Source organism: Streptomyces sp. SID13726, from assembly GCF_010548375.1.
In the GTDB taxonomy this organism is placed as follows: Bacteria; Actinomycetota; Actinomycetes; order Streptomycetales; family Streptomycetaceae; genus Streptomyces.
Map to the genome: position 1 here is coordinate 90,559 of NZ_JAAGLY010000019.1, position 20,614 is coordinate 111,172.

Annotated in this window: 19 protein-coding genes; 9 read left to right on the top strand and 10 right to left on the bottom strand. The window is 71.1% G+C overall.

Features of this window, described 5'->3' with window-relative positions:
- Positions 1-98: 98 nt before the first annotated feature.
- A complete protein-coding gene (gene dusB, locus G3I78_RS35650) occupies positions 99-1,241 on the bottom strand; it encodes a tRNA dihydrouridine synthase DusB (protein ID WP_164432457.1) in 1,143 nt (380 codons plus the stop codon).
- Between the two features lie 96 nt (positions 1,242-1,337).
- Between dusB and G3I78_RS35655 the strand changes: the two genes are divergently transcribed.
- Positions 1,338-2,783: an MFS transporter gene (locus G3I78_RS35655; protein WP_164432459.1), complete on the top strand. Its 1,446-nt coding sequence runs from the start codon at positions 1,338-1,340 to the stop codon at positions 2,781-2,783.
- Here G3I78_RS35655 and G3I78_RS35660 read toward each other — a convergent pair.
- Both G3I78_RS35660 and G3I78_RS35665 read right to left on the bottom strand, forming a co-directional pair.
- On the bottom strand, positions 2,773-3,372 hold the full coding sequence (locus G3I78_RS35660) for a hypothetical protein (protein ID WP_164432461.1): 600 nt from the start codon (positions 3,370-3,372) through the stop codon (positions 2,773-2,775). The genes G3I78_RS35655 and G3I78_RS35660 overlap by 11 nt on opposite strands.
- A gap of 195 nt (positions 3,373-3,567) precedes the next feature.
- Positions 3,568-4,452: a helix-turn-helix transcriptional regulator gene (locus G3I78_RS35665; RefSeq protein WP_164432463.1), complete on the bottom strand. Its 885-nt coding sequence runs from the start codon at positions 4,450-4,452 to the stop codon at positions 3,568-3,570.
- 101 nt (positions 4,453-4,553) lie between these two features.
- On the opposite strand from G3I78_RS35665, the gene G3I78_RS35670 reads away from it, so the two are divergent.
- Both G3I78_RS35670 and G3I78_RS35675 read left to right on the top strand, forming a co-directional pair.
- Positions 4,554-5,981: an MFS transporter gene (locus tag G3I78_RS35670; protein ID WP_164432465.1), complete on the top strand. Its 1,428-nt coding sequence runs from the start codon at positions 4,554-4,556 to the stop codon at positions 5,979-5,981.
- Positions 5,982-6,107: 126 nt separating this feature from the next.
- Positions 6,108-6,314: a hypothetical protein gene (locus tag G3I78_RS35675; RefSeq protein WP_164432466.1), complete on the top strand. Its 207-nt coding sequence runs from the start codon at positions 6,108-6,110 to the stop codon at positions 6,312-6,314.
- 6 nt (positions 6,315-6,320) lie between these two features.
- Here G3I78_RS35675 and G3I78_RS35680 read toward each other — a convergent pair whose 3' ends face one another.
- The 3 genes from G3I78_RS35680 to G3I78_RS35690 all read right to left on the bottom strand — a co-directional run bounded on the left by G3I78_RS35680 (position 6,321) and on the right by G3I78_RS35690 (position 9,850).
- On the bottom strand, positions 6,321-6,908 hold the full coding sequence (locus G3I78_RS35680; protein ID WP_164432469.1) for a TetR family transcriptional regulator: 588 nt from the start codon (positions 6,906-6,908) through the stop codon (positions 6,321-6,323).
- 385 nt (positions 6,909-7,293) lie between these two features.
- Positions 7,294-8,316 (bottom strand): aldo/keto reductase, encoded by a 1,023-nt coding sequence (locus G3I78_RS35685; protein ID WP_164432471.1) that lies wholly within the window; start codon positions 8,314-8,316, stop codon positions 7,294-7,296.
- A 151-nt stretch (positions 8,317-8,467) separates the two neighbouring features.
- On the bottom strand, positions 8,468-9,850 hold the full coding sequence (locus G3I78_RS35690; protein ID WP_164432473.1) for a glycine--tRNA ligase: 1,383 nt from the start codon (positions 9,848-9,850) through the stop codon (positions 8,468-8,470).
- Between the two features lie 131 nt (positions 9,851-9,981).
- On the opposite strand from G3I78_RS35690, the gene G3I78_RS35695 reads away from it, so the two are divergent.
- From G3I78_RS35695 to G3I78_RS35715, 5 genes are all read left to right on the top strand, one after another.
- The gene (locus tag G3I78_RS35695) at positions 9,982-10,929 is read left to right on the top strand and encodes a metal ABC transporter substrate-binding protein (RefSeq protein WP_164432475.1); all 948 of its coding nucleotides are present in this window, start codon (positions 9,982-9,984) and stop codon (positions 10,927-10,929) included.
- Positions 10,926-11,708 carry a metal ABC transporter ATP-binding protein gene (locus G3I78_RS35700; protein ID WP_203615949.1) on the top strand — a complete coding sequence of 261 codons (783 nt, stop codon included), beginning with the start codon at positions 10,926-10,928 and terminating at the stop codon, positions 11,706-11,708. Before G3I78_RS35695 ends, G3I78_RS35700 begins: the two co-directional genes overlap by 4 nt.
- A complete protein-coding gene (locus G3I78_RS35705; protein WP_164432480.1) occupies positions 11,708-12,610 on the top strand; it encodes a metal ABC transporter permease in 903 nt (300 codons plus the stop codon). The genes G3I78_RS35700 and G3I78_RS35705 overlap by 1 nt, the downstream gene beginning before the upstream one ends.
- A 71-nt stretch (positions 12,611-12,681) precedes the next feature.
- Positions 12,682-13,098 carry a transcriptional repressor gene (locus G3I78_RS35710; protein WP_164432482.1) on the top strand — a complete coding sequence of 139 codons (417 nt, stop codon included), beginning with the start codon at positions 12,682-12,684 and terminating at the stop codon, positions 13,096-13,098.
- Between the two features lie 149 nt (positions 13,099-13,247).
- Positions 13,248-15,647, top strand: coding sequence for a M4 family metallopeptidase (locus G3I78_RS35715; protein WP_164432484.1), 2,400 nt, complete (start codon positions 13,248-13,250; stop codon positions 15,645-15,647).
- A gap of 31 nt (positions 15,648-15,678) precedes the next feature.
- Here G3I78_RS35715 and G3I78_RS35720 read toward each other — a convergent pair whose 3' ends face one another.
- From G3I78_RS35720 to G3I78_RS35730, 3 genes are all read right to left on the bottom strand, one after another.
- Positions 15,679-16,527, bottom strand: a complete 849-nt coding sequence (locus tag G3I78_RS35720; RefSeq protein WP_164432486.1) for an isoprenyl transferase — start codon at positions 16,525-16,527, stop codon at positions 15,679-15,681.
- Positions 16,528-16,544: 17 nt separating this feature from the next.
- The gene (gene recO / locus G3I78_RS35725; RefSeq protein ID WP_164432488.1) at positions 16,545-17,315 is read right to left on the bottom strand and encodes a DNA repair protein RecO; all 771 of its coding nucleotides are present in this window, start codon (positions 17,313-17,315) and stop codon (positions 16,545-16,547) included.
- A gap of 128 nt (positions 17,316-17,443) precedes the next feature.
- Positions 17,444-17,632, bottom strand: a complete 189-nt coding sequence (locus G3I78_RS35730; protein ID WP_164432313.1) for a hypothetical protein — start codon at positions 17,630-17,632, stop codon at positions 17,444-17,446.
- Positions 17,633-17,885: 253 nt separating this feature from the next.
- Here G3I78_RS35730 and G3I78_RS35735 point away from each other — a divergent pair, with 253 nt between their 5' ends.
- Entirely contained in the window at positions 17,886-19,370 is a 1,485-nt protein-coding gene (locus tag G3I78_RS35735; protein ID WP_203615951.1) for an alpha/beta hydrolase, read from the top strand.
- On the opposite strand, the gene G3I78_RS35740 is transcribed toward G3I78_RS35735, so the two are convergent.
- Positions 19,358-20,494: an abortive phage infection protein gene (locus G3I78_RS35740; protein ID WP_164432490.1), complete on the bottom strand. Its 1,137-nt coding sequence runs from the start codon at positions 20,492-20,494 to the stop codon at positions 19,358-19,360. The two genes, G3I78_RS35735 and G3I78_RS35740, sit on opposite strands and share 13 nt — an antisense overlap.
- Positions 20,495-20,614 lie beyond the last annotated feature (120 nt).

The following is a 20,614-nucleotide window of genomic DNA, read 5'->3' on the forward strand; positions in this document are numbered from 1 at the left end:
GGGCCGCCGCAGGCCTCAGGGGCGCGGGGAACTGCGCAAAACGCCCGCCCCCACCGAACCCGCAGACAACCCACAACCCACAACCCACAACCCAACCGTCAGCCCCCCGACGTATCCAGCTCCGCTTCCTCCCCAACCCCCGCACAGTCATACGGATCCCTCAACCACCCATCCGGCAGAACCACCCGGTTGTTGCCGGACGTACGCCCGCGCGGCCCATCCGCCCCGACCGGCCACGCCTGACCAAGGTCCAACTCGTCCAGCCCGGACCGCAGTTCCTCCAGCGAAGACGTGATCGCCAGCCGCTTCCGCATCGAGCTGCCGACCGCGAACCCCTTCAGGTACCAGGCCACGTGCTTACGGAAGTCGATGACCCCGCGAGCCTCGTCACCGATCCACTCCCCGAGCAGGGCCGCGTGCCGGACCATGACATCCGCGACCTCACGCAACGACGGCCGAGCGATGTCATCGGCCCGCCCCTCGAACGCGGCCACCAGATCCGCGAACAGCCAGGGCCGCCCGAGGCACCCCCGCCCGACCACGACCCCGTCGCACCCCGTCTCCCGCACCATCCGCAACGCGTCCCCCGCGGACCAGATGTCCCCGTTGCCGAGCACGGGAATCTCCGGCACATGCTCCTTGAGCCGCGCGATGGCGTCCCAGTCGGCGGTGCCGCCGTAGTGCTGGGCGGCAGTACGGCCGTGCAACGCGATCGCGGTAACGCCCTCCTCCACAGCGATCCGCCCCGCGTCGAGGTACGTGATGTGGTCGTCGTCGATGCCCTTGCGCATCTTCATCGTGACCGGCAGAGAGCCCGCCCCGCTCACCGCCTCCCGCAGGATCGCCCGCAGCAGAGGACGCTTGAACGGCAGCGCCGACCCCCCGCCCTTACGCGTCACCTTCGGCACCGGGCACCCGAAGTTCAGGTCGATGTGGTCGGCGAGATCCTCCTCCGCGATCATGCGGACGGCCTTGCCGACGGTGGCCGGGTCGACGCCGTACAGCTGGATCGAGCGCGGTGTCTCGGTCGCGTCGAAGTGGATCAGCTGCATGGTCTTCTCGTTGCGCTCGACCAGCGCCCGGGTCGTGATCATCTCGCTGACGAACAGCCCTTTGCCGCCGCTGAACTCCCGGCACAGGGTGCGGAAGGGCGCGTTGGTGATCCCGGCCATGGGGGCCAGGACGACGGGGGGCCGGACGGTGTGCGGGCCGATCTGAAGCGGCGCGGCGGTCGTGGACATTCCCCCATTGTCACGCACGCCCCGGAGTACCCGTACATCGATCATGTATCGACCATTAGTTAGACGCACTATCGATACCGGCGTACGATGAAGGGCATGCCCGAGCTCAGCCACCGCCGACGCATGCTGGTGCTCGCGATCTGCTGCATGAGCCTGCTGATCGTGAGCCTCGACACCACCGCCCTCAACGTCGCCCTGCCCGCCATGCAGCGGGACCTGGACGCCACCACCGCCGGCCTCCAGTGGACGATCGACGCGTACACGCTGGTCCTCGCCTCGCTGCTGATGCTGGCCGGTTCCACGGCCGACCGGATCGGCCGCAAACGGGTCTTCATGGCGGGCCTGGTCGTCTTCACCATCGGCTCCGCGCTCTGCTCCGCCGCGCCGAACCTGGAGGCGCTGATCGTCTTCCGCATGGTGCAGGCGGTCGGCGGCTCGATGCTCAACCCGGTCGCCATGTCGATCATCACCAACACCTTCACCGACCCGCGCGAGCGCGCCCGGGCGATCGGGGTGTGGGGCGCGGTCGTCGGCATCTCCATGGCCGCCGGGCCGCTGGTCGGCGGAGTGCTCGTGGACGCGGTCGGCTGGCGCTCGATCTTCTGGGTCAACCTCCCCGTCGGCCTCGCGGCCCTGCTCCTCACCCTGCGCTTCGTCCCCGAGTCCCGCGCCCCCAAGGCCCGCCGCCCCGACGCGGTCGGACAGGTCCTGGTGATCGCCCTGTTCGGCTCGCTGACGTACGCCATCATCGAGGCCCCGGCGTCCGGGTTCTCGTACGTCCTGCCCTTCGCCGTCGTGGCCGTCGTCGCGCTCGCCGGGCTGCTCTGGTACGAACCCCGGCGCGACGAACCCCTCATCGACCTGCGGTTCTTCCGGTCCGCGCCGTTCAGCGGGGCCACGGTGATCGCGATCAGCGCGTTCGCGGGGCTCGGCGGGTTCCTGTTCCTGTCGACGCTGTACCTCCAGAACGTCCGCGGGCTGGACGCGCTGCACGCGGGCCTGTGGATGCTGCCGATGGCGATACCGATGTTCCTGCTCGCGCCGGTGTCCGGACGGCTCGTGGGCAGCCGGGGGCCACGGCTGCCGCTCGTCCTCGCGGGCGTCATGACGACGGCGAGCGGGGTGCTGTTCGCCGCCTTCGACGCGGAGACGTCCGACGTAACGCTGTTCCTCGGATACGTGCTGTTCGGGATCGGGTTCGGGCTGGTCAACGCGCCGATCACCAACACGGCGGTGTCCGGGATGCCCCGGGCCCAGGCGGGGGTCGCGGCGGCCGTCGCCTCCACCAGCCGCCAGCTCGGCCAGACGCTCGGCGTCGCGGTGATCGGGGCGGTGCTGGCCTCCGGGGTGGGCGCGTCGTCGTACAAGGAAGAGTTCGTGTCCGCCGCCACGCCCGGGTGGTGGATCCTCGCGGGCTGCGGGCTCATGGTGCTGGTGCTCGGCGCGGTGACGAGCGGGCGCTGGGCACGCGGGACGGCCGAGCGGACGGCGGACCGGCTGTCGTCGGTGGAGGTACGGGAAGCGGCGGGCGTCAGCGCGTAGCCGGACCGCCACGGGGGTCGGCGTACGGCTGCCGTCCGGCCGTGGAGCCACCTGGACCGCCCTTGCCGGGAGGGGCCGCCGGCTCGTGCGGGGGCAGCCTGTCCGAGGGCGACGGGTCGGGCGCCGTGCGCGGTGCCGCCGTAACCGTCGAACCCGCCGGCGTCCCGCCCGGTGTGCCGTGTGTCGACGCCAGCACCCGGGGCGTGGGCCTGCCGTCCGGGCCCACCGGGCTGTCACGCCCGTCCGGGCCCACCGGGCTGTCACGCCCGCCCGGGCCCACCGGGCTGTCACGCTCGCCCGGGCCCGCACGGTCCGTACGGTCCTCCGCTCCCGCCCCGGTGAGCCACGCGACCGCCGCCCCCGTGACCGTGATCGGCCACTCCACGACGGCCACCGCGCCGATCACCCCGGACCCGGCGTACGCCACGACCCGTCGGCCGCGCGGCGACACCGCCTCCAGCCGGTCCAGCGCTCCCCCGGCCACCCGGCCGACCGTCCCGGCGCCGGGCACCCTGCCCAGTACCGACACGGCCGCCCGTACCAGGTGCGGCAGTTCCTGCGGCTGCTGTGCTGTCCTCTGCTCGGCCATCACTCGCCTCGCCCGACTTCCTCGCGGTGGGGGTCTGCTCCGGACGGGCCGGGTGCCCGTACTCCGCCCGGTCATCCCCGTCGGCGGCGGCCGGTCAGGCGCTCTGGAGCAGTGCACCGAGCGGACGGGGCACGATCCAGTACACCCGATGCACCAGGTGCGGGACGGTGGTGGAGATCTCGGTTGAGATCTCGCTCACGCGGTGCGTTCGAGGGCGATGGCGTGCAGCTTCTCCAGCCGCCGCCGGGACTCCTCGTCCACGGGGGCGTAGGTCACCATGCGCGGTCCGGTCTCGGGGCCGAGCCACAGGTCGGTGTGGTCGACGGTGACCCGGCCGACGTAGCGGTTCATGAACTCCTTGCGGCGGCCCCGGTGTTCGACGACCTCGTGCCGGTCCCAGACCTCGCGGAACTCCGGGGACTCGCAGCGCAGCCGCTTCAGGAGCATCTTCCAGCCGGGCTCGGCGAGGTTCCCGGCCATGGTGGCGCGCAGGCGGGCGGCCATCAAGCGGTGCGCCTCGGAGAGATGGACGATCGAGGAGCGCCAGTCGGCGTTGGTGTAGGACAGGACCATGCAGTTGCGGTCCTCGGGCGGCACCGCGTCCAGGTCGCACAGCAGCAGGCCGTAGGTGCGGTTGTAGGCCAGGATGTCGTAGCGGCTGTTCTGCACACAGGCCGGGACCGGCTCCAGCTGCCGGAGCACCTGGCGGATCGCCGGGGTGATCGACGGGCAGACGGTGGCCGGGGTCGGGTCGACCGCGCCGGCCAGCTGGAAGAGGTGCGAGCGCTCGCTCGGGTCGAGTCGCAGCGCGCGGGCGAGGGCGTCCAGGACCTGCACGGAGACCTGGATGTCGCGGGCCTGCTCCAGCCAGGTGTACCAGGTGACGCCGACCGCGGAGAGATGGGCGACCTCCTCGCGGCGCAGGCCCGGGGTGCGGCGCCGGGAGCCGCGGACCAGGCCGACCTGCTCGGGGGCGATGTGCTCGCGGCGGTGGCGCAGGAACGCGGCGAGCTCATGGCGCCGGACCTCCGCCGCGGACGCGGACACCGGTACGGCTGTCTCCTGGGCCATGGTCGTCATGCCTCCAGCCTGCCGCCACCGTGACCCTGTTGCCAGGTGGTTCTTCTACCAGGATAAGGAGACTCTGGTACCCGTCTGGGAAAGGGCGCACGCTCGGAGGCGTGACCACCGAAACCACCACTCCACACGCCGTCCGTCCCGCCACGCCGCCCGCGCTGGGCGGCCTCGGACTGTTCACGGTGCTGCTCGCCGCGGCACTCCCCCTCATCGACTTCTTCATCGTCAACGTCGCCCTGCCCACCATCGCCGCCGACCTCTCCGCGAGCGAGTCGGTCCTCGAACTCGTCGTCGCCGGCTACGGGTTGGCGTACGCCGTCCTCCTGGTCCTGGGCGGCCGGCTCGGCGACCTCTTCGGGCGTCGGCGGCTGTTCCTGGGCGGTATGGCGGCCTTCGGGCTGACCTCGCTGGCGTGCGGGCTCGCGCCGACCGCGTGGGCGCTGGTCGCGGCCCGGGTCGCGCAGGGCGCCGCGTCGGCCGCGATGCTGCCGCAGGTGCTGGCCACGATCCAGTCGGCGACCTCCGGGTCCCGGCGGGCCCGGGCGATGGGCCTGTACGGCGCGACGGCGGGCCTGTCCATGGTCGCGGGCCAGATCCTCGGCGGGGTCCTGGTGGCCGCGGACCTCGCGGGCACGGGCTGGCGGGCGGTGTTCCTGGTGAACGTCCCGGTCGTGCTGGCCGGTCTGGTGCTGGCGGTCCGTTCACTCCCGGAGACCCGCTCGCCGCGCCCGGAGCCGGTGGACGGCCCCGGCACGGTCCTGCTGGCGGCGGCCCTCCTCGCCCTGCTGGCCCCGCTGACCGAGGGCCGGGCGGCGGGCTGGCCGCTGTGGACGTGGCTGTCGCTGGCGGCGTTCCCGTTCCTGGCGGGCGCGTTCTTCGCGGTGGAGCGCCGGGCGGACCGCGCGGGCCGTACGCCGCTGGTCCCGCCGAGCCTCTTCCGGCTGGTGTCCCTGCGGCGCGGCCTGATCCTGATAGTGCCCTTCTCGATGGGCTTCGCGGGCTTCATGTTCGTGATCGCGGTGGCGCTCCAGGAGGGGGCGGGCCGCAGTCCCGTGCAGGCGGGCCTCGCCCTGGTGCCGCTGGCGGTGACGTTCCTGTTGACGTCGGTCGCCGGGCCGCGGCTGATCGCGCGGTACGGCACCCGGGTGGTGACCGCGGGTGCGCTGATCCAGGGGGTCGGCCTGGCCCTGATGATCCTGGCGGCCCGGCACTCCTGGCCGGACCTGGGGCTGGTGACGCTGCTGCCGGGCGGTGCGGTCGCCGGGGTCGGCCAGGCGCTCCAGCTCCCCGTGGTCTTCCGGATCGTGCTGTCCGAGGTGCCGCCCGCGCGGGCCGGGGTGGGCAGCGGGGTCATGATCACCACCCAGCAGTCGGCGCTGGCCCTCGGTGTCGCCACCCTCGGCAGCCTCTTCCTGGCCCTGGTGCCGGGGATGGGCATGCGGGACGCGCTGGTGACGACCCTGCTGGTCCAGCTCGCCGGGGTGGCCCTGACCGGCGTGCTCAGCCTCCGGCTCCCGCGCACGATCGACTGACCACGTCCCGCACCCCGCACCCGGCACCCGGCACCCGGCACCCGGCTCACGACTTGGCGAACGCCCCGTGAAGACACTGCCGTTGACGGTGTTCTTGCTGCACACTCCTTGCCGGAGGCGAGGCACATGTTGCAGATCAACACGAGCAAGGTGAGCCGCTGGGACCAGCACGGCCGCGAACACGTCGTGCGTGTGCAGCGCAAGGGCGCCCAACGCACGATCAGATGCGACACCTGCGGCTGGCGCAAGAACGCGCAGTTCCTGCCCTGGCTGAAGGCGGAGGAACATCTGGCGGAGGAGCACCAGGCGACGGTGGATCCGTCGGACGGGTAGCCGCGGTCAGGCCCTCAGTCCCCGCACCAGCAGGTCCACCACCGCCCCGAACTCCTCCTGCGCGCCCGGCTGTTCCCAGTCGCGGGCGTAACGGGGGTCGTGGAAGCGGGTGGTGGCCTGGAAGAGGGCGCGGGCGGTGGCGGCGGGGTCCGCGGCGGTGAAGGCGGCCGCGTCGACGCCGGCGTCGACGATGCGGGTGAGCTGGGAGGTCAGTTCGGTGATGTGGTCGGACACCGTCTCGACGCTCTCGCGGGCCAGGACCTCGTACGTGGCGAAGAGTTCCGGGTCGTCGCCCGCCTTGCGGCGCTTGGCCGCGAAGAGGGCGGCGAGCCAGTCGCGCAGCCGGGTCTCCGGGTCACCGTCCGCCGCGGCGATCCCCGCGAGCATCCCCGTGGCCCGGTCCAGCCACCGCTTGGTCACCGCCTCCCGCAGCGCCGCCTTCGTCCGGAAGTGCCGGTAGACGCTGCCATGACTGACCCCGAGCGCCCGCGCCACGTCCACCACGGTCGCCTTGGCCGGCCCGTGCCGCCGCAGCACCTCCTCGGTGGCCTCCAGGATGCGCTCGGCGGTCAGGGGCTCGGTGGTCGGTGCCATGTCCTAGACGGTACCCGCCGGGACGATCACACCTGACCGCCGAGCAGCGCCCGCACAGCCGCCGCCGCACCCGACGGCCGCCGCGGCCCGGCCGACACCGCTCACGACGCTCCCCGCCCACCGCCGGGACGCGCCCTCACAGCCAGCACCTCCAGCAGCCACCGCCCACACCTTCGCCCGACCGGCCACCGCCGCCCTCCCCCGAACAGCACCCGCCACCACACTCACCACCCGCCGCCACCGCCGAGGCAGGCGAACGCAGCCGACGCGCCCGGCCACGGCCACCGCACCCCGGACCGCAACCGGCCCACCAACCACCGCCCCCCGTCGAGCCACCCCGCCACAGCCACCCCGCCCTCCCCCCGACCGGCACCCGCCACCGCACTCACCGCTCGCTGTCCAGGTGTGCCATCGCCGCCGGCGCATAGCGGTCGCCCGCCGCCGCGTCCGCCGGTACCGTCTGCTCGATCTCCGTGAGGTCCGCCTCCTCCAGTACGACGTCCAGCGCGCCCAGCGACTCCGTGAGCCGGTCGCGGCTGCGGGCGCCGATCAGGGGCACGATGTCGTCGCCGTGGCGGGCGCCCTGGGCCAGTACCCAGGCGATGGCGATCTGCGCGACCGAGGCGCCCTTGCGTTCGGCGATCTTCCGGAGCTCCTCCACGAGGTTCAGGTTGTGCCGGAGGTTGTCGCCCTGGAAGCGCGGGGAGTGCGCGCGGAAGTCGGTCGCCGAGAGCTGCCGGTCGCGGGTGAAGTGGCCGGAGATCAGGCCGCGGGACAGCACGCCGTAGGCCGTGACGGAGATGCCCAGCTCCCGGGTGACCGGCAGGATCCGCTCCTCGATGCCGCGGGAGATGAGGGAGTACTCGATCTGGAGGTCGGCGACCGGCGCGGTGGCGGCGGCTCGGCGGATCGTCTCGGCGCCGACCTCACTGAGGCCCACGTGACGGACGTACCCCTGCTGGATCAGTTCCGCGATCGCGCCGACCGTCTCCTCGATCGGTACGTCCGGGTCGAGCCGGGCGATCCGGTAGACGTCGAGGTGGTCGACGCCGAGCCGCTGGAGGGAGTAGGAGGCGAAGTTCTTCACGGCGGCGGGGCGGCCGTCGTAGCCGATCCACTGTCCGTCGGGGCTGCGCAGGGCGCCGAACTTCACGCTCACCAGGGCCTGTTCGCGCCTGGTGGCGGACGCGGTGCGCAGCGCCTCGCCGATCAGCATCTCGTTGTGCCCCATGGCGTAGAAGTCGCCGGTGTCGAGCAGCGTCACGCCCGCGTCCAGCGCCGCGTGGATCGTCGCGATCGACTCGGCCCGGTCCGCCTCGCCGTACAGCGCGGACATGCCCATGCAGCCGAGGCCGAGGGCGGAGACCTGGGGTCCGGTGGTTCCGAGGGTTCGGGTTCGCATCGTCATGCGCCCTACCCTGACATGACAGATGACAGATTTCAATATTTGTCAGCTGTCACTCACCGCCGAGGAGTCACCCGCCTCCGGAGCGGGCGAGGGCAGCAAAACGGCCCCTGCCGCAAGGCCGAAACCTTGCGCCAGGGGCCGTAGGAGACTGCTACGCGCCGACGAGCCGGCCCGCCAGGTAGCCCTCGATCTGGTCGAGGGACACCCGCTCCTGCTTCATGGAGTCGCGCTCGCGGACCGTCACCGCGTTGTCGTCGAGCGTGTCGAAGTCGACCGTCACGCAGTACGGCGTACCGATCTCGTCCTGACGGCGGTAACGGCGGCCGATCGCGCCCGCGTCGTCGAACTCGATGTTCCAGTTCTGCCGCAGCGCCTGCGCCAGGCCCTTGGCCTTCGGGGACAGCTCCGCGTTGCGGGAGAGCGGCAGGACCGCGACCTTCACCGGGGCCAGACGGTGGTCGAGGCGCAGCACCGTGCGCTTCTCCAGCTTGCCCTTGGCGTTGGGGGCCTCGTCCTCGACGTACGCGTCGAGCAGGAACGCCAGCATCGCGCGGCCGACACCGGCCGCGGGCTCGATGACGTACGGCGTCCAGCGCTCGCCGGCCTCCTGGTCGTAGTAGAGGAGGTCCTGGCCGGAGGCCTTGGAGTGGGCGGTGAGGTCGTAGTCGGTGCGGTTGGCCACACCCTCCAGCTCACCCCACTCGTTGCCGCCGAACTGGAAGCGGTACTCGATGTCGGCGGTGCGCTTGGAGTAGTGGGAGAGCTTCTCCTTCGGGTGCTCGTACCACCGCATGTTGTCCTCGCGCAGGCCCAGGCCGGTGTACCAGTTCCAGCGCTGCTCCATCCAGTACTCCTGCCACTTCTCGTCCTCGCCCGGCTTGACGAAGAACTCCATCTCCATCTGCTCGAACTCGCGGGTGCGGAAGATGAAGTTGCCGGGCGTGATCTCGTTGCGGAAGGACTTGCCCATCTGCGCGATGCCGAACGGCGGCTTCTTGCGCGAAGCGGTGTGCACTAGGGCGAAGTTGGTGAAGATGCCCTGTGCGGTCTCGGGGCGCAGGTAGGCGACGGAGCCGGTGTCCTGGGTCGGGCCGAGGTGGGTCGAGAGCAGACCCGAGAACTGCTTGGGCTCGGTGAACTGGCCCTTGTTGCCGCAGTTGGGGCAGTTCACGTCCGCCAGGCCGTTCTCCGGGGCGCGCTTGTGCTTGGCCTCGTAGGCCTCCTCCAGGTGGTCCGCGCGGAACCGCTTGTGGCAGGAGGTGCACTCGGTGAGCGGGTCGGAGAAGGTGGCGACGTGACCGGAGGCGACCCAGACGTCGGGGGCCAGGATCACGGACGAGTCGATACCGACCACGTCCTCGCGCGACGTCACCATGTAGCGCCACCACTGACGCTTCAGGTTCTCCTTGAGCTCGACACCCAGCGGTCCGTAGTCCCAGGCGGCCCGCTGACCGCCGTAGATCTCACTACAAGGGAATACGAAGCCACGGCGCTTGCTCAGGCTGACGATGGTGTCGATCTTGTCGGCGGCCACGGTGCTCTCTTCATGACGAATGGACGGCAGCGAAGGCCTCAGGTTACCGGCGCGGCCACCCCCCGTATCAAATCGGTTCGAGACCCGGACTTTGTTGACAACGGTTTCCATATTTGATGAAAATGACTGTCATGAACGTACGACGCCGCCTCATACCCGCGCTCGCCGCGGGCACCGCCCTCGCCGCCCTGTCCGCCTGCTCCACCGACAGTGCCGCCGCCGGTGACAGCGGCAAGTTCGACGTCGTCGCGTCCTTCTACCCGATGGCCTTCCTCGCCGAGCAGATAGGCGGCGACCATGTCAGCGTCACCAGCCTGACCGAGCCCGGCCAGGAGCCGCACGACCTGGAGATCAGCGCCAAGCAGACCGCGCAGCTCCAGGAGTCCGACGCGGTGGTCTACCTCAAGAACCTCCAGCCGTCCGTCGACGACGCGGTCGCCCAGTCCGAGATCAAGACCAAGATCGACGCCGCCTCCCTCACCGAGCTGGAGAAGCACGGCAACGAGGTCGGCGGCCACGCGGCCGAGCACGACGACCACGAGAACGACGAACTCGCCGGTCTCGACCCCCACATCTGGCTCGACCCGGTGCGCTACGCCCAGGTCGCCGAGGGCGTCGGCAAGGCCCTGGAGAAGGCTGACCCGGACCACGCGGCCGACTACAAGGCCAACACCGCGGCGCTCGTGAAGAAGCTCGACGCCCTGAACACCGAGTTCGAGACAGGGCTCGCGAACACCGGCACCAAGGTCTTCATCACCACCCACGCCGCCTTCGGCTACCTCGCCGAGCGCTACGGCCTGACCGAGGAGGCCATCAACGGCCTCGACCCCGAGTCGGAGCCAAGTGCCAACCGGGTCAAGGACCTTGAGAAGATGGCGAAGGCCGACGGCGTCACGACCGTGTTCTACGAGACGCTCGTCAGCGACAAGACCGCGAAGACCATCGCCTCCGACGCCGGGCTGAAGACGGACGTCCTCGACCCGATCGAGGGCATCACCGAGAAGTCCCGCGGCAAGGACTACTTCTCGGTGCAGCAAGCCAACCTCAAGGCGCTCCGGAGCGCCCTGGGAGCGAAATGACATCGGAGGACGCCATGACCGAGCCTGTCATCGCGCTGCGCGCGGTCCGCGCCGACCTGGGCTCGCGCCCCGTCCTGCGCGGCATCGACCTCACCGTGAACCGCGGTGAGGTCGTCGCGCTGCTCGGGGCCAACGGCTCCGGCAAGTCCACCGCGATCCGCACGATCATCGGCCAAGTACCCGCGTCCGCCGGGGAGATCGAGCTGTTCGGCACCCCGCGCGGCCGGTTCCGGGACTGGGCGCGGGTCGGGTACGTCCCGCAGCGCACCACCGCCGCGGGCGGGGTCCCGGCCACGGTCACCGAGATCGTCTCCTCGGGGCGCCTGTCCCGCGCCCGCTTCGGCATGCTCCGCAAGGCCGACCACGCGGCCGTACGGCGGGCCCTGGAGCTGGTCGGCATGGCGGACCGCGCGAAGGACTCCGTCAACGCCCTCTCCGGCGGCCAGCACCAGCGGGTGCTGATCGCCCGCGCCCTCGCCGCCGAACCCGAACTCCTCATCATGGACGAGCCGATGGCGGGCGTGGACCTGGCCAGCCAGGAGGTGCTGGCGCGGACGCTGAAGGAACAGGTCGCCCAGGGCGCCACGGTCCTGCTCGTGCTGCACGAACTGGGTCCCCTCGAACCGCTGATCGACCGCGCGGTCGTCCTGCGGGACGGTTGCGTCCTGCACGACGGCCCTCCCCCACGCGCGGTCGGTCAGCATGCCCTGCCCGGCCACGACCACGTCCACCCCCACTCCCCCGAGCACGAGCCGATGCGCACAGGACTGCTGAGCTGATGGACTTCCTCGACTACGCCTTCATGCAGCGGGCCCTGCTCGCCGCCGTCCTGGTCGGCATCACCGCCCCCGCCGTCGGCATCTACCTGGTCCAGCGCCGCCAGGCCCTCATGGGCGACGGCATCGGCCATGTCGCCATGACCGGCGTCGGCCTCGGCTTCCTGCTCTCCTGGTCCCCGGTGTGGATGGCCACCCTCGTCTCGGTGCTCGGCGCGGTCCTCATGGAGCTGATCCGCTGGTACGGCAAGACCCGGGGCGACATCGCCCTCGCGATGCTCTTCTACGGCGGTATGGCCGGCGGCGTGATGTTCATCAACCTCGCGCCCGGCGGCTCCAACGCCAACCTGACGTCGTACCTGTTCGGTTCGCTCTCCACGGTCTCCGAGTCGGACGTGACGGCGATCTGCGTGCTGGCCGCGTTCGTGGTGCTGGTCACGCTCGGTCTGCGCCGGCAGCTCTTCGCGGTCAGCCAGGACGAGGAGTTCGCGCGGGTCACGGGTCTGCCGGTGCGCGCGCTCAACCTGCTGACCGCGGTCACGGCGGCCGTGACGGTGACCGTCGCCATGCGCGTGGTCGGACTGCTGCTGGTGAGCGCGCTGATGGTGGTGCCGGTGGCGGCGGCGCAGCAGCTCACCCGGAGCTTCGCGGCCACCTTCGCGATCGCGGTGGCGATCGGGGTGACGGTGACCATCGGCGGCACCGTGACCTCGTACTACCAGGACGTCCCGCCCGGCGCGACGATCGTGCTGCTGACCATCGCGGCCTTCGTCGCGCTGACCGCCCTCGCGGCCCCGCTGGCCCGCCGCCGCGCCCGTGCCGCGGCCGCCGGGCGGCCGGCCGGGGACCCCGCGGAGTGTGCGATTCCGGCCAGTCGGGAGGCGGACGGCACGGTCGGCGTCTGACTCGGCACAGGCCGGGCTGGCACAATGGCCCGGCAGGCGCCGAAGTGAGCCAGGTGAAGGAGGCACATCCCGTGACGACCGCAGGACCGCCCGTGAAGGGCCGTGCCACCCGGCAGCGGGCCGCCGTGGCGGCGGCGCTCGACGAGGTCGACGAGTTCCGCAGTGCGCAGGAACTGCACGACATGCTGAAGCACAAGGGCGACGCGGTCGGTCTGACCACCGTGTACCGCACGCTCCAGAACCTCGCCGACGCGGGCGAGGTGGACGTCCTGCGCACCTCCGACGGCGAGTCCGTCTACCGCCGCTGCTCCACCGGCGAGCACCACCACCACCTGGTCTGCCGGATCTGCGGCAAGGCCGTCGAGGTCGAGGGCCCGGCCGTCGAGAAGTGGGCCGACGCCATCGCCGCCGAGCACGGCTACGTCAACGTGGCGCACACCGTGGAGATCTTCGGCACCTGCGCGGACTGCGCCGCCGCCCAGGGCTGATCCACAAGGAACTCACAGGTGAGCCGAGGGATAACCCTTGACTCGCCCTCCTCTGCATGACATGACCCGGACAACCGTGCCACGCTCCCTCCAGCTCTCGCACAGTCCCCGCACGGCACCTCCACCCCGTCGTCGCAGTAGGAGTACGAGTGAGCCTCTCCCCCCGAAGATCGGCCGCCGCCGCTTCCCTGGTCGCCGCCGCATCGCTGCTCGCCGTAGGAATCCAGACGGTCCCCGCGACCGCGAAGCCCGCCTCCCCCCAGCCCAGCCCGTTGCGCGCCGGAAGCCTTCAGGCCGAACTCTCCCCGGCCCAGCGCACCGCGCTCATCAAGAGCGCCTCGGGCAGGACCACGGCGACCGCCGACTCCCTCGGCCTCGGCGCCAAGGAGAAACTGGTCGTCAAGGACGTCGTCAAGGACAACGACGGCACGGTCCACACCCGCTACGAGCGGACCTACGACGGTCTGCCCGTGCTCGGCGGCGACCTGGTCGTGCACACGCCCCCGGCCTCGCTGGCCGCCGGCACCGTGAGCACCACCTTCAACAACAACCGCCGTACCGTCTCGGTCAAGTCCACGACCGCGACGTACAGCAAGACGAACGCGCAGGCCAAGGCGTTGAAGACCGCCAAGGCGCTGGACGCGAAGGACCCGGCCGCGCAGAGCGCCCGCAAGGTGATCTGGGCCGGTGAGGGCACGCCGAAGCTCGCCTGGGAGACGGTGGTCTCCGGCTTCCAGGACGACGGCACCCCCAGCAAGCTCCACGTCATCACCGACGCCACGACCGGCGCCGAACTCTCCCGCTACGAAGGCGTCGAGACCGGCACCGGCAACAGCCAGTACAGCGGCACGGTCACCATGGGCACCACGCTGTCCGGTTCGACGTACCAGCTGTACGACACCACACGCGGCGGCCACAAGACGTACAGCCTCAACAACGGCACGTCCGGCACCGGCACGCTGATGACCGACTCGGACGACGTGTGGGGCACCGGCTCCGGCTCCAACACCCAGACCGCCGGTGTGGACGCCCACTTCGGCGCCCAGACCACCTGGGACTTCTACAAGAACACCTTCGGCCGCAGCGGCATCAAGAACGACGGCGTCGCCGCCTACTCCCGGGTCCACTACAGCTCGTCGTACGTCAACGCCTTCTGGGACGACGACTGCTTCTGCATGACCTACGGCGACGGCTCGGGCGGCACGCACGCGCTGACCTCGCTGGACGTGGCCGGGCACGAGATGAGCCACGGTGTCACCTCCAACACCGCCGGGCTCGACTACACCGGTGAATCAGGCGGGTTGAACGAGGCGACCTCCGATATCTTCGGCACCGGTGTGGAGTTCTACGCCAACAACTCCTCCGACGTCGGCGACTACCTCATCGGCGAGAAGATCGACATCAACGGCGACGGCACGCCGCTGCGTTACATGGACGAGCCCGACAAGGACGGCGGCTCGGCGGACAGTTGGTACTCGGGCGTCGGCAACCTCGACGTGCACTACTCGTCCGGGCCCGCGAACCACATGTTCTACCTGCTCTCCGAGGGCAGCGGCTCCAAGACCATCAACGGCGTGACCTACAACAGCCCGACCTCGGACGGGGTCGCCGTCGCCGGGATCGGCCGGGCCGCCGCCCTCCAGATCTGGTACAAGGCGCTGACGACATACATGACGTCCAGCACCAACTACGCCGGGGCCCGCACCGCCGCGCTGAACGCCGCCGCGGCCCTGTACGGCACCAGCTCCACCCAGTACGCCGGGGTCGGCAACGCCTTCGCGGGCATCAACGTCGGCAGCCACATCACCGTGCCGTCGACCGGTGTGACGGTGACCAACCCGGGCAGCCAGACCTCGACGGTCGGGACGGCCGTAAGCCTTCAGGTCTCGGCCAGTTCGACCAACAGCGGGTCGCTGACGTACGCGGCGAGCGGTCTGCCCACCGGGCTGTCGATCAGCAGCTCCACCGGCCTGATATCGGGCACCCCGACCACGGCCGGCAGCTACAGCAGCACGGTCACGGTGACCGACAGCACCGGCGCCACCGGGACGGCGTCCTTCACCTGGACGGTCAGCTCCAGCGGCGGCGGCAGCTGCACCTCGGCCCAACTGCTGGGCAACCAGGGCTTCGAGTCGGGCAACACGACCTGGACCGCGACCAGTGGTGTCATCACCAACGACAGCGACCAGGCCGCCCGCACCGGCTCCTACAAGGCGTGGCTGGACGGCTACGGCTCCACCCACACCGACACGCTGTCCCAGTCGGTGACGATCCCGAGCGGCTGCACCGGGACGACGTTCACCTTCTACCTGCACATCGACACGGCGGAGACCACCACCAGCACGCAGTACGACAAGCTGACGGTGACCGCCGGTTCGACGACGCTGGCCACGTACTCGAACCTCAACGCGGCCAGCGGTTACGTCCAGAAGTCCTTCAGCCTGTCGGCCTTCGCCGGGCAGACCGTCGCCCTGAAGTTCAGCGGCGTCGAGGACTCCTCGCTCCAGACCAGCTTCGTGATCGACGACACGGCGGTGACGACGAGCTGACCGCTTGAGCGCCGAGGGGCGGCTCGGGGGCTCAGGCCTCCGGGTCGCCCTTCATCGCCTCCTCCATCGCGAGCAGTTCCTCGTTCGGGACGGCCCCGCCGAACCGGCGGTCGCGGGAGGCGAACTCGACGCAGGCCCGCCACAGGTCACGGCGGTCGAAGTCGGGCCACAGGACGTCCTGGAAGACCATCTCGGCGTAAGCGCTCTGCCAGAGAAGGTAGTTGGAGGTGCGCTGCTCGCCACTGGGCCGCAGGAACAGGTCCACGTCCGGCATGTCCGGGTAGTACAGGTACTTCGCGAGGGTCTTCTCGTTGACCTTGGACGGGTCGAGCCGGCCGGCCTTCACGTCCTCGGCGAGGGCCTGCGCGGCGTCCGCGATCTCGGCCCGGCCGCCGTAGTTCATGCAGAAGTACAGGGTGAGCCGGTCGTTGTCCTTGGTCTGCTCCTGGGCGACCTGGAGCTCCTTGGCGACGGACTTCCACAGCTTGGGCATCCGGCCGACCCAGCGCACCCGGACACCCAGCTCGTCGAGCTGGTCCCGGGTCTTGCGGATGAAGTCGCGGTTGAAGTTCATGAGGAAGCGGACCTCGTCGGGCGAGCGCTTCCAGTTCTCGGTGGAGAAGGCGTAGAGGGAGATGTTCTTCACACCGCCCTCGATCGCGCCCTGGAGCACGTCGAGCACCCGCTCGGCGCCGACCTTGTGCCCCTCGGTCCTGGGCAGACCGCGCTCCTTCGCCCACCGGCCGTTGCCGTCCATGACGATCGCCACATGCTCGGGGATCAGCTCACCGGGGAGCTTCGGCGCGCGGGCGCCGGACGGGTGCGGCTCCGGCGTCCTGTACTCGCGGCGCTGTCGCCCCAGGATCCCGCGTACGACCATGTGCTTCTCGTCTCCTCTTACGCTTGCTTCTCTACCGCTTGCTGCTGCTCGACGTACCGCAGCGAACGCAGTCCGCGCTCCATGTGCCAGTGCAGATAGGCGGACACCAGCCCGCTGCCCTCCCGCACGTACCGCGGCTCGCAGGCGTCCGCGGTCTCCCAGTCTCCCGTAAGCAGCGCGGCGAGGAGTTCCAGGGTCCGCGGCGACGGTACGACGCTCCCGGGCACCCGGCAGTCCACGCAGACGGAGCCTCCGGAGGCGACGGAGAAGAACCGGTTCGGGCCGGGCATTCCGCACTTCGCGCAGTCGCTGAAGCTGGGGGCGTAGCCGTTGACGGCGAGGGAGCGCAGGAGGAAGGCGTCGAGGACCAGGTGGGAGGCGTGCTCACCGCGGGCGAGCGTGCGCAGGGCGCCGACCAGCAGCAGATACTGCTGTACGGCGGGCTCGCCCTCGTGGTCGGTGAACCGCTCGGCGGTCTCCAGCATGGCCGTCCCGGCGGTGTACCGGGCATAGTCGGAGACGATCCCGCCGCCGTACGGCGCGATGGTCTCGCTCTGCGTGCACAGCGGCAGCCCACGCCCCACCAGCTCGCTGCCCCGCGCGAAGAACTGCACGTCGACATGGGAGAACGGCTCCAGCCGCGCCCCGAACTTCGACTTGGTCCGCCGCACCCCCCGAGCCACGGCCCGCACCCGCCCGTGCCCCCGGGTGAGCAGGGTGATGATCCGGTCCGCCTCGCCGAGCTTCTGGGTCCTCAGGACGATCCCGTCGTCCCGGAAGAGACTCATCGCGTACCCCCGCACCGGGTGTGCGGCACGATGCCGTCGTCGCGGAACAGACTCATGGGTCCATTGTCGCGTACGCGGGGACCGCTTTACCCTGCTGCCCGCTCAGTCGTGTTTACCCGGCTGCCCGCTCAGTCGTGCTGAACGGTGGGCTCGCTCGTCGCCGTCAGTCGTTCCGCCGGGGTCGCGTCGCGTACCGCGTCCGGGGCCGCGTCCCACTCCTTGCCGCCGCCGTACGGTCTGAGCTGGACGTAGGGACCCACGTGCCCCATGACGACGCCGAACCTCCCGGTCCGGGTGTCCACGACGAACGCGCCCACGGACGGCTTCCCCCGCGATCCCCTCAACGTCCCCTCCACTCCGGCGCGCGCACCACGCGCATGCCCCCCACCGTGCTCCCCACCCTCCCCGGGTTTCACTCTTCGCACCTCTCCGGTGACGGGGCGCATCTACACTCGGCGGGAGTCTGCCCACGACGGGGGTGGCACCACACCGATCCGGGGGTAATCCCCCCTGAAAACACGCCAGTTGACCGGCTGGGGCACACGCACGGGGTTCGCGAGGCTGCTGCTCATGAAGCAGCTGACGAAGAGCCTCGCCCTGATCGCCGCCTCCTCCGGAGTCGTCCTCGGTGCCCTGACGCCCCTCACCGCTTCCGCGACGAACCGCCCCTCCGACGCACTGAGATGGACCAGGTGCGAGGGCACCGGCCTCGACCCGCGCCAGCGCTGCGCGACCGTCTCCGTGCCGATGGACTACGCCGACCCGCACGGCCCGAAGATCGAGATCGCCGTCTCCCGTATCCCCAGCGAGAACCCGGCCGCCCGGCGCGGCGTCCTGCTGCTGATCCCCGGCGGTCCCGGCGGCGACAGCATGAACGACCCGTCGGAGAAGGGGCAGCAGCTGCCGAGGAAGGTGCGCGAGACCTACGACCTGATCGGGTTCGCACCGCGTGGCATGGCCCCCTCGACGGCCGTCGACTGCGGTATCGACCAGCGGGACCTGGCCCGTACGACCCTGCTGCCCTGGCCCGCCGCGGACGGCTCGGTCGACGCGAACATGGCCGCGGGCAAGCGGATCTCCGAGGCCTGCGCACGCAACGGCGGCGAACTGATCCGGCACATCAGCACCCTGAACGAGGCCCGCGACCTCGACCGCGTCCGGGCCGCCCTCGGCGAGCGCAAGGTGTCCGCGTGGGGCGTGTCGTACGGCACCTATGTGGGCGCCGCCTACCTCCAGTTGTTCCCGGGGCGGACCGACCGGATCGTCCTGGACAGCAACGACAACCCGGACCCCGTCCTCGGGGAGCGCGCCTGGCTCGCCGCGTTCGAGCAGGGCGCCGAGGACAACTTCCCGGAGTTCGCCAAGTGGGCGTCCGCGCCCGGCAATCCGCACCGCCTCGCCGACACGGCCGCCGAGGTGCGTCCCCTCTTCCTGAGGCTCGCCGCCCACCTGGACCGCGAGCCGATCCCCTGGCCGGGCGCCGGCCCCGAGGAGCTGAACGGCAACGTCCTGCGCCAGTCGATGCTGGACGCGTTCTACGACCCGGACGACTACCCGGCCCTCGCCGAACTGATCCTCGCCGCACGGAACGGGACGGTGCCGCCCGCCCCCGCGGGCGCCCTCGCGGCCGTCCTCCAGAACGTCACCGCGGTCCTCGCCGCGACCGTCTGCAACGACGTCGACTGGCCCGGCGACCCGGCGGTCTACCGCGAGGGCGTCGCGACGAGCCGAGCCGCATACCCGCTGACCGGGGGCATGCCGAGGAATGCGATGGCGTGCGCGGCCTGGCCGTGGGAGCCGAAGGAGGCGCCGGTGCACGTCTCCGACCGGGGGCCCTCCAACATCCTGATGGTGCAGAACGAGCGGGACCCCGCCACCCCGCTCAGCGGCGCCCGCAAGCTCCGTGAGGCGCTCGGCCGGCGTGCCGTCATGGTCGTCAACGACTCCACCGGCCACGACGCCTACCTCGGCAACGGCACCGCCTGCGGGGACGCGACCGTGTCCCGCTTCCTGGCCACCGGCGAGCGGCCCGCCCAGGACGTCTACTGCCGCTGACCGGCCACGCGGTACCGCGCCGCGAGTGCGTGGAACGCCTCCTTCGGCTCCCAGTGCCAGCCCGAACCCGGGTCGTCCGGACGGTCCTTGATCGCCTTGGTGATGCTGTAGCTCGCCATGTCGAGGTCGTGGAGCGGGTCGTCCGGGCGGTGCGGGGCGTCCGCGGTGACGAACTCGAAGGCCATCGCCGCGTAGAGGTCCATCGACTCGAAGACGTCCAGGAGGCCGGTGAGGTAGCGGGCCTGGGTGCGTTCGCTGCGGACGACGTTCCCCCTGATCTCCGGCGGGTCCTTGTCGTAGTCGACGATGTTCCAGCCCATGCCGCCGGCCTCGGGGGCGCCCCGGAAGGTGCAGGTGCCGAACTCGGTGATCGCGACGGGCTTGCCCCACCGCTGGTACTGCCTCAACTCCCTGACGTAGTCCTGGCGTTGACGGAAGTACGAGTAGTAGTCGATGCCGATCACGTCGAACAGGCTCCAGTCGACCACGTCGTCCTGGGCGGCGGCGTAGCTGAGGCGGCCGTGGAACACCGAGCGGCCGACCTGCGCCGCCTTCGCGGTGAAGCGGTCCAGTTCGCGCTGCATCCTGACGGGGCCGTAGTTCCCCTTCATCCGGTTCTCGACCCGCTCCAGGACCGTGTCCCCGGGCAGGATGCCCGGCACGAACAGCCAGAACTCGCAGCCCGCGCTCAGCTCCACGCCCGCCCCCTGCCGGCGCAGCCGCTCGGCGAACCGGCCGGTCTCCGCGAGGTGGTCGAGGATGTCCCGCCGCGGGGCGTCCCCGAGGGTGGGCTGGAGCCAGACGTGCAGTCCGCGCTCGGCGGCCTCGGCGGCGGTGGCGGTGAGGCGTTCGACGCCGTCGCCGGTGACGTCGACGGTGTCGGCGTGCAGGCCGTCCCGGACGGCACGGATGTCGGCGCGCATCCGGGCGTCGCTCCAGGCCGTGCCGGGTGTCTCGCCCGCGCCGACGGTGTGGACGACGCCGTGCCGCCTCAGTCCGCGGTGCGGGCGCTGCCCGCGGCGTCCGGTCGCCCGGGCCGCTCCGGCGGGCAGCAGCGCCGCGGCTCCGACGGCGGCGGTTCCGGCGAGGAACCGGGCACGGTCGATCCCCGTTGTCTTCTCCATGCCGCCACTCTGGCCGCCCCGGGGGCACCTGTCCGTCGGCCGATGGTCTACGGCGGTGCAACCAAGGGATGAGCCCCGACGTCGGTCATTGAAGAGATCGGCAACCGACTTCGAGCGAAG

Bases quoted from the DNA above. Each gene is read 5' to 3' on its own strand.
- dusB (WP_164432457.1), bottom strand. From the start codon at position 1,241: ATGTCCACGACCGCCGCGCCGCTTCAGATCGGCCCGCACACCGTCCGG.
- G3I78_RS35655 (WP_164432459.1), top strand. From the start codon at position 1,338: ATGCCCGAGCTCAGCCACCGCCGACGCATGCTGGTGCTCGCGATCTGC.
- G3I78_RS35660 (WP_164432461.1), bottom strand. From the start codon at position 3,372: ATGGCCGAGCAGAGGACAGCACAGCAGCCGCAGGAACTGCCGCACCTG.
- G3I78_RS35665 (WP_164432463.1), bottom strand. From the start codon at position 4,452: ATGACGACCATGGCCCAGGAGACAGCCGTACCGGTGTCCGCGTCCGCG.
- G3I78_RS35675 (WP_164432466.1), top strand. From the start codon at position 6,108: ATGTTGCAGATCAACACGAGCAAGGTGAGCCGCTGGGACCAGCACGGC.
- G3I78_RS35680 (WP_164432469.1), bottom strand. From the start codon at position 6,908: ATGGCACCGACCACCGAGCCCCTGACCGCCGAGCGCATCCTGGAGGCC.
- G3I78_RS35685 (WP_164432471.1), bottom strand. From the start codon at position 8,316: ATGACGATGCGAACCCGAACCCTCGGAACCACCGGACCCCAGGTCTCC.
- G3I78_RS35695 (WP_164432475.1), top strand. From the start codon at position 9,982: ATGAACGTACGACGCCGCCTCATACCCGCGCTCGCCGCGGGCACCGCC.
- G3I78_RS35700 (WP_203615949.1), top strand. From the start codon at position 10,926: ATGACATCGGAGGACGCCATGACCGAGCCTGTCATCGCGCTGCGCGCG.
- G3I78_RS35705 (WP_164432480.1), top strand. From the start codon at position 11,708: ATGGACTTCCTCGACTACGCCTTCATGCAGCGGGCCCTGCTCGCCGCC.
- G3I78_RS35720 (WP_164432486.1), bottom strand. From the start codon at position 16,527: ATGGTCGTACGCGGGATCCTGGGGCGACAGCGCCGCGAGTACAGGACG.
- recO (WP_164432488.1), bottom strand. From the start codon at position 17,315: ATGAGTCTCTTCCGGGACGACGGGATCGTCCTGAGGACCCAGAAGCTC.
- G3I78_RS35735 (WP_203615951.1), top strand. From the start codon at position 17,886: ATGAAGCAGCTGACGAAGAGCCTCGCCCTGATCGCCGCCTCCTCCGGA.
- G3I78_RS35740 (WP_164432490.1), bottom strand. From the start codon at position 20,494: ATGGAGAAGACAACGGGGATCGACCGTGCCCGGTTCCTCGCCGGAACC.